This is a genomic window from Oscillatoria sp. HE19RPO, from assembly GCF_024220515.1.
GTDB lineage: Bacteria > Cyanobacteriota > Cyanobacteriia > Cyanobacteriales > Laspinemataceae > Laspinema.
Genome location: NZ_JAMXOT010000413.1, coordinates 1 through 5,670 on the forward strand (window position 1 = coordinate 1; position 5,670 = coordinate 5,670).

At 44.7% G+C, this 5,670-nt stretch carries 6 protein-coding genes and 1 riboswitch; of the genes, 3 read left to right on the forward strand and 3 right to left on the reverse strand.

Annotated features, from left to right (window positions below; translation table 11 throughout):
• Positions 1–214 precede the first annotated feature (214 nt).
• Complete coding sequence (locus NG833_RS28265; RefSeq protein ID WP_254568601.1) at positions 215–811, reverse strand: DedA family protein; 597 nt, start codon at positions 809–811, stop codon at positions 215–217.
• A gap of 374 nt (positions 812–1,185) precedes the next feature.
• A riboswitch (cyclic di-AMP (ydaO/yuaA leader) is annotated at positions 1,186–1,320 on the forward strand.
• Between the two features lie 141 nt (positions 1,321–1,461).
• Here NG833_RS28265 and NG833_RS28270 point away from each other — a divergent pair.
• The 3 genes from NG833_RS28270 to NG833_RS28280 all read left to right on the forward strand — a co-directional run bounded on the left by NG833_RS28270 (position 1,462) and on the right by NG833_RS28280 (position 3,693).
• A complete protein-coding gene (locus NG833_RS28270; RefSeq protein WP_254568602.1) occupies positions 1,462–2,742 on the forward strand; it encodes a glycosyltransferase family 1 protein in 1,281 nt (426 codons plus the stop codon).
• 286 nt (positions 2,743–3,028) lie between these two features.
• Positions 3,029–3,277 carry a hypothetical protein gene (locus tag NG833_RS28275; RefSeq protein WP_254568603.1) on the forward strand — a complete coding sequence of 83 codons (249 nt, stop codon included), beginning with the start codon at positions 3,029–3,031 and terminating at the stop codon, positions 3,275–3,277.
• Positions 3,274–3,693, forward strand: a complete 420-nt coding sequence (locus NG833_RS28280) for a type II toxin-antitoxin system VapC family toxin (protein ID WP_254568604.1) — start codon at positions 3,274–3,276, stop codon at positions 3,691–3,693. Before NG833_RS28275 ends, NG833_RS28280 begins: the two co-directional genes overlap by 4 nt.
• Positions 3,694–3,743: 50 nt before the next feature.
• Here the strand turns inward: NG833_RS28280 and NG833_RS28285 are convergent, their stop codons facing one another.
• Positions 3,744–4,025, reverse strand: coding sequence for a hypothetical protein (locus tag NG833_RS28285; protein WP_254568605.1), 282 nt, complete (start codon positions 4,023–4,025; stop codon positions 3,744–3,746).
• 296 nt (positions 4,026–4,321) lie between these two features.
• Positions 4,322–4,882 carry a transposase gene (locus NG833_RS28290; protein WP_254568606.1) on the reverse strand — a complete coding sequence of 187 codons (561 nt, stop codon included), beginning with the start codon at positions 4,880–4,882 and terminating at the stop codon, positions 4,322–4,324.
• Between the last annotated feature and the right edge of the window lie 788 nt (positions 4,883–5,670).

Here is a 5,670-nt window from a genome sequence, read left to right on the forward strand (position 1 = left end):
ATGCTTGCGCCCCAGGGGCGCAAGCATTGCGCCCCTACACATACCTTCCTTGCAGTTGAACGTTTGGAGGATTTATATTTTGCAATCCCCTCAATCAACTCAACACCCATCCGAATGTTGAGAAGCCACCCTAAATGTAGAGGAAATGTAGAGGCGATTCGCGAATCGCGGCTACATTTAGGGTAGATTCTCAAAATCTGCGTAAGTTCTGCTGCTACTGCCTTTTCCGCTGGACTACCCAGACAATGAAGAAAAGAGCCAATCCAACCAGCACAACTGCGGCAACGGGACCTAAAAACTGCTCAACCAGCCCATAATTCTGCCCCAAGACAAAGCCCGCATAAGTCAGCAAAAGATTCCAGCAGAGTGACCCAATCAACGAGTACCCTAAAAATTCCAGCCAGGGCATCTTTTGCAAACCCGCAGGAACCGAAATAAAGGTGCGAATACCGGGAATTAAACGTCCAAATAAAACAACTAAGGCCCCATATTTTTTAAACCAATCTTGAGATTTATTAATATCTTCATGGGTCAAATTTAGCCATTTTCCATGTTGGTCTATCCAGGTTTTTAATTGAGTCTCACCCAGTCTTCTACTCCCATAATACCAAGGTAAGGCCCCGAGAAGAGAGCCAATCGTTCCAGCAACGACTACCCCAAAAAAGATGAGTTTACCTTGGGTAACCGTAAATCCAGCCAAGGGCATAATCAGTTCCGAAGGAATGGGCGGAATAATATTCTCCAGAAACATCAACAAAGCGATGCCCCAATAGTTTAAAGCGGTAATTGTGTTCGTAATCCAATCCAGCATAAAAAGAAAATAATTAAGTTAAAATAGTTCCCCCGTCATTTCTGCCTAAGATGACATAAATGCTTAATAGTTTACCTCAAGTCCCAGAAATCCTTGAGGTGCTATGGGTCAGGGTTAGGGCATGATTTATTTAATTGTAGCGGCTGTCTATTGCGATCGCCTTTCCACCCATTTCCCCGGTTAACGGATGATTTATATCCCGAGACATACTCAAATCTCTATCTGGAGATAGATGCAACCCCCAAATTGAGGCCCCACCTCAAATCTATCTTGCGACGTATGGAAAATTTCAGGAGGAGTAGGTTATATTACGATTAGTTCAAATAAGTCAGCCTAATCCAGTTGGGGGTTTGCATAACCCGGGTTAATCTCCGGGATAAGCGCTGCTAATCCTATCCAACAACTGAAGCGGGGGAACCCACTCAGGGGCTTATTTTCTCCACCGAGAAAAGGGATATCTCTCAATCCTCGCCCATTAGCTAACCCCGTCGGCATTGAGAGGAGACTGAAAGATCGGTAAACTTTATTCATTTGCGCGATCTCATTAGTGTCCTTAGACGAGTAATTTGTTCGGTTTGTCTGAACCTCATGGCATGAACCCCATCGAGCAATTCAGCAAGCTAACAAGGCATGAGGTGAAGATCAAAGTTATGCTAAACCTAAACAAAAATCGGATTGCTTTAATTTCTGTTACTGGCGACCCCGCCGCAGAAATCGGTAAGGAAGAGGCCGGAGGCCAAAACGTTTACGTTCTCCAAGTCGGCTTGGCCCTTGCCAAACTCGGATGGAAGGTGGATATGTTTACCCGCCGAAATCATCCCGAACAAGCGGCAATTGTGAATCACCATCCCGATTGTCGAACTATCCGCCTAAGTGCAGGACCAGCGAGGTTTATTGGTCGAGATAAAATATTTGGATACCTGCCTGAGTTTGTGAAAGCGTTCCAGGAATTCCAAGACAGAGAAGGTATTCAATATTCCCTGATTCATAGCCATTATTGGTTATCTTCGTGGGTGGGAATGGAACTATCCAAGCATCAACCGCTGCGACTGGTGCATACCTATCATTCCCTGGGTGTTGTTAAGTATCAATCCATCACTGATAAACCGGCGATCGCCACTACCCGACTGGCAACGGAAAAAGCCTGTCTGGAAACTGCCGATCGCATCATTGCTACCAGTCCTCAAGAACAACAGCACATGAGGAAACTGGTCTCAACCCAGGGGGAAATCGAAGTGATTCCCTGTGGGACGGATATCAACCGATTTGGCAGTGTCAGTCGGGCCGAAGCACGAGCAGAATTAGGGATTAAACCCGATGCGAAAGTGGTTCTGTATGTGGGTCGATTTGATCGCCGTAAAGGAATCGAGACCCTGGTGCGTGCCGTGGGACAGTCTAGCTTATTAGAGAGCGATCGCGACAAATTGCAACTGATTATTGGAGGCGGTTATCGTCCCGGACAAAGTGATGGTATCGAACGCGATCGCATTCATGGCATCGTCAAAGAACTGGGAATTGATGACATTACCACCTTCCCCGGACAGTTAGGCAAAACGAACCTGCATCTGTACTATGCTGCCGCCGATGTCTGTGTTGTCCCCAGTCACTATGAACCCTTTGGATTAGTGGCGATCGAAGCAATGGCAAGTCGGACCCCCGTGGTTGCCAGCGATGTGGGTGGATTAAAATTCACCGTCGTCCCGGAAATCACCGGACTCTTGGCCCCTCCGAAAGATGAACGGGCCTTTGCAGTGGCGATCGACCGGATCCTCAGCAACCCCGAATGGCGAGACGAACTCGGAGGTTCCGGTTGCCTGCGAGTAGAATTAGCCTTTAGCTGGGACAGTGTCGCCAATCGACTCGCCCTCGTTTATAACCAACTCCTCTCGGAACCTGTTGTTCCGATGAGTGCCCCAGTTCTCGCCGCTTAGAGAACTCAAGGAACAAGAAACCGGGTTTCTGCCTAAATTTTGCTTAATTGCAACAGATTTAGGAAAGAAACCCGGTTTCTTCTTTGCCGAAGTCATACCAAATCCGGTTAGTAAAACTCGATTTCCTGGATTAGCCCGCGCAGGCGGGCTTTGTTCGTGTAGCCCCACCCTTTAGGGTGCAGGGCACGGTGAATTTGCCGAAGTTGGAGAGGCTAGAAACCCTGTTTCTTTATAAGTTATACTATTTAAGATGATAACTGATGCTTAAATCAAAAAACACAAATTTATGACCATAAAAGAACAACTGATTCACGAAATTGAACAATCTCCTGATATCGTCATTGAAGAGGTTTTTGACTTTCTATTATTGGCTAAATTGAAATATCACCGCCAACAAGAACAATCCAAGCCATTTGGCTCATTTATTCAAGAGCTTGTTTCAGATATTCCTCCAGATATTTTAGCCACCTTACCGACCGATGGAGCAGAACAACACGATCATTACATCTATGGAACTCCCAAGCGTGAATTATGAAGCGAGTTTTTGGGGATACCTTTTATTGGATAGCTCTGCTGAACCCACGGGATAACTGGCATCAAGTCGCTCTAAATTATGCACACAACTATCCAGAAGTACCCATCATTACAACCGATGGTGTAATTGATGAGATTTTAGCATACGCCGCCTCTAAAGGCAGCCTAATGCGACAAAAAGGACTCGCTCTGTGTTTACAAATGCGGCGAGAGCCAAGCATCGAAGTGATTGCTTATACCCCAGAAATTCGCGAGTTAGGACTGAGCTTGTATGGTCAGCGTTTAGACAAAGGCTATAGTCTAACGGATTGCATTTCCATGATAGTGATGAAACAAAGGGGCATCACAGAAGTTCTGACTCACGATCAACATTTTGCTCAAGAAGGTTTTACTCGGATTTTTACGGATTTAAAATAAAAACCCGGTTTCTTATCGACCCCAGAAACGGGGTTTTTTTCCTGCTGACTTCAAATGACCTGACTATTTTTCGGAAACAAACTAATCAACGTGCGTAAAGCCATGTTCGCCGTTTCAGCATCAGGGAAATATTCTCGCACATCTGGATCGAGCATAATTGCTCCATCTTCCAGGGTAAAATATTGAACAATATCCGGGCGATCGGTTTGATGAATGGTGACCGTATGTCCTTTGCGATATGCCTCGTAATGCTTGCCACGCAAACCGCCGGTAAAATCATATTCCGGAAGCATTTCATCTTTTTCTTCATGCCATTCAAACCTCAACTGCATATCATGACCTCTTGGAAAATTGAGAAACCGGGTAATTGACGAAGATTTCGGTTAGCATACATAAATTATCGCATAAACCCGGTTTCTTGTCCCTGGGGTGGTTTCTTGTTTGGAGAGGTTAGAAACCGGGTTTCTTAATTTAAGTTTGGGTTGGGTGGCAAGACTTAACGCAGAAACCCGGTTTCTTGTCCCTGGAGTGGTTTCTTGTTTGGAGAGGTTAGAAACCGGGTTTCTTAATTTAAGTTTGGGTTGGGTGGCAAGACTTAACGCAGAAACCCGGTTTCTTGTCCCTGGGGCTACTCTTCAAAAGTTAAATTGTTACTGACATTTTCTATATTTACATCTTCTAAAAAATACCGATAAGCATCCGCCGATAAAAAATCTAATCCATCCAATTTTGGCAAACTACCCTGACGCAAATTAATATAGTCTTGATAGCTGGAAAACTCCCAATTCTCCGCTTTCTCAACTAAATTAGCCTCGACGGGATTTAAGTGAATATAGCGAGTCAGATTTAATAAATATTCTTCTTTATCTACATGAATTGCCTGAAACCGTCCCTGAAACAGTGACCCAACCCTTTTATAACGCTGATTAATCGCTTTAGTATAAGACAAAGTAAATGCCTGCATCAGATTAGAAAAATGCTCGGTTTTCAGATGGACTAATAAATGATAGTGATTTGGCATCAAACAATACGCAATAATATCAACGCCGCGATGAATCAGATGGGTTCTTAACTGACGTAAAAAATAAATATAGTTATCTCGTTCAAAAAAGATTAGCTGACGGTTATTCCCTCGGTTGTAAACATGATAATAATTACCCGCTTCAAAGATAACTTCGCGACGTGGCATATCTAATTTAGAATAAGGAAACCGAGAGAAATTATCGCAGAAACCCGGGTTCTTGTCCAGAGGCCCCAGAAACCGGGTTTCTTAAGTCAACCTTTGCCACCCACCAACAACTCTCATAGAAACCCGGTTTCTGAATCTGGGTGGGGGGCTAGAAACCGGGTTTCTGCGATAATTTTGGTTCCTTCTCAGAAATTTGGTCGAGAAACCCGGTTTCTGAATCTGGGTGGGGGGCTAGAAACCGGGTTTCTGCGATAATTTTGGTTCATTCTCAGAAATTTGGTCAAGAAACCCGGGTTCTGAATCTGGGTAGGGGGCTAGAAACCGGGTTTCTGCGATAATTTTGGTTCATTCTCAGAAATTTGGTCGAGAAACCCGGTTTCTGAATCTGGGTGGGGGGCTAGAAACCGGGTTTCTGCGATAATTTTGGTTCATTCTCAGAAATTTGGTCGAGAAACCCGGTTTCTGAATCTGGGTGGGGGGCTAGAAACCGGGTTTCTGCATAGATTTTGGTTCATTCTCAGAAATTTGGTCGAGAAACCCGGTTTCTGAATCTGGGTGGGGGGCTAGAAACCGGGTTTCTGCGATAATTTTGGTTCATTCTCAGAAATTTGGTTAAGAAACCCGGTTTCTGAATCTGGGTGGGGGGCTAGAAACCGGGTTTCTGCGATAATTTTGGTTCATTCTCAGAAATTTGGTTAAGAAACCCGGTTTCTGAATCTGGGTGGGGGTTGAGAAACCGGGTTTCTGCGATAATTTTGGTTCCTTCTCAGAAATTTGGTCGAGAAACC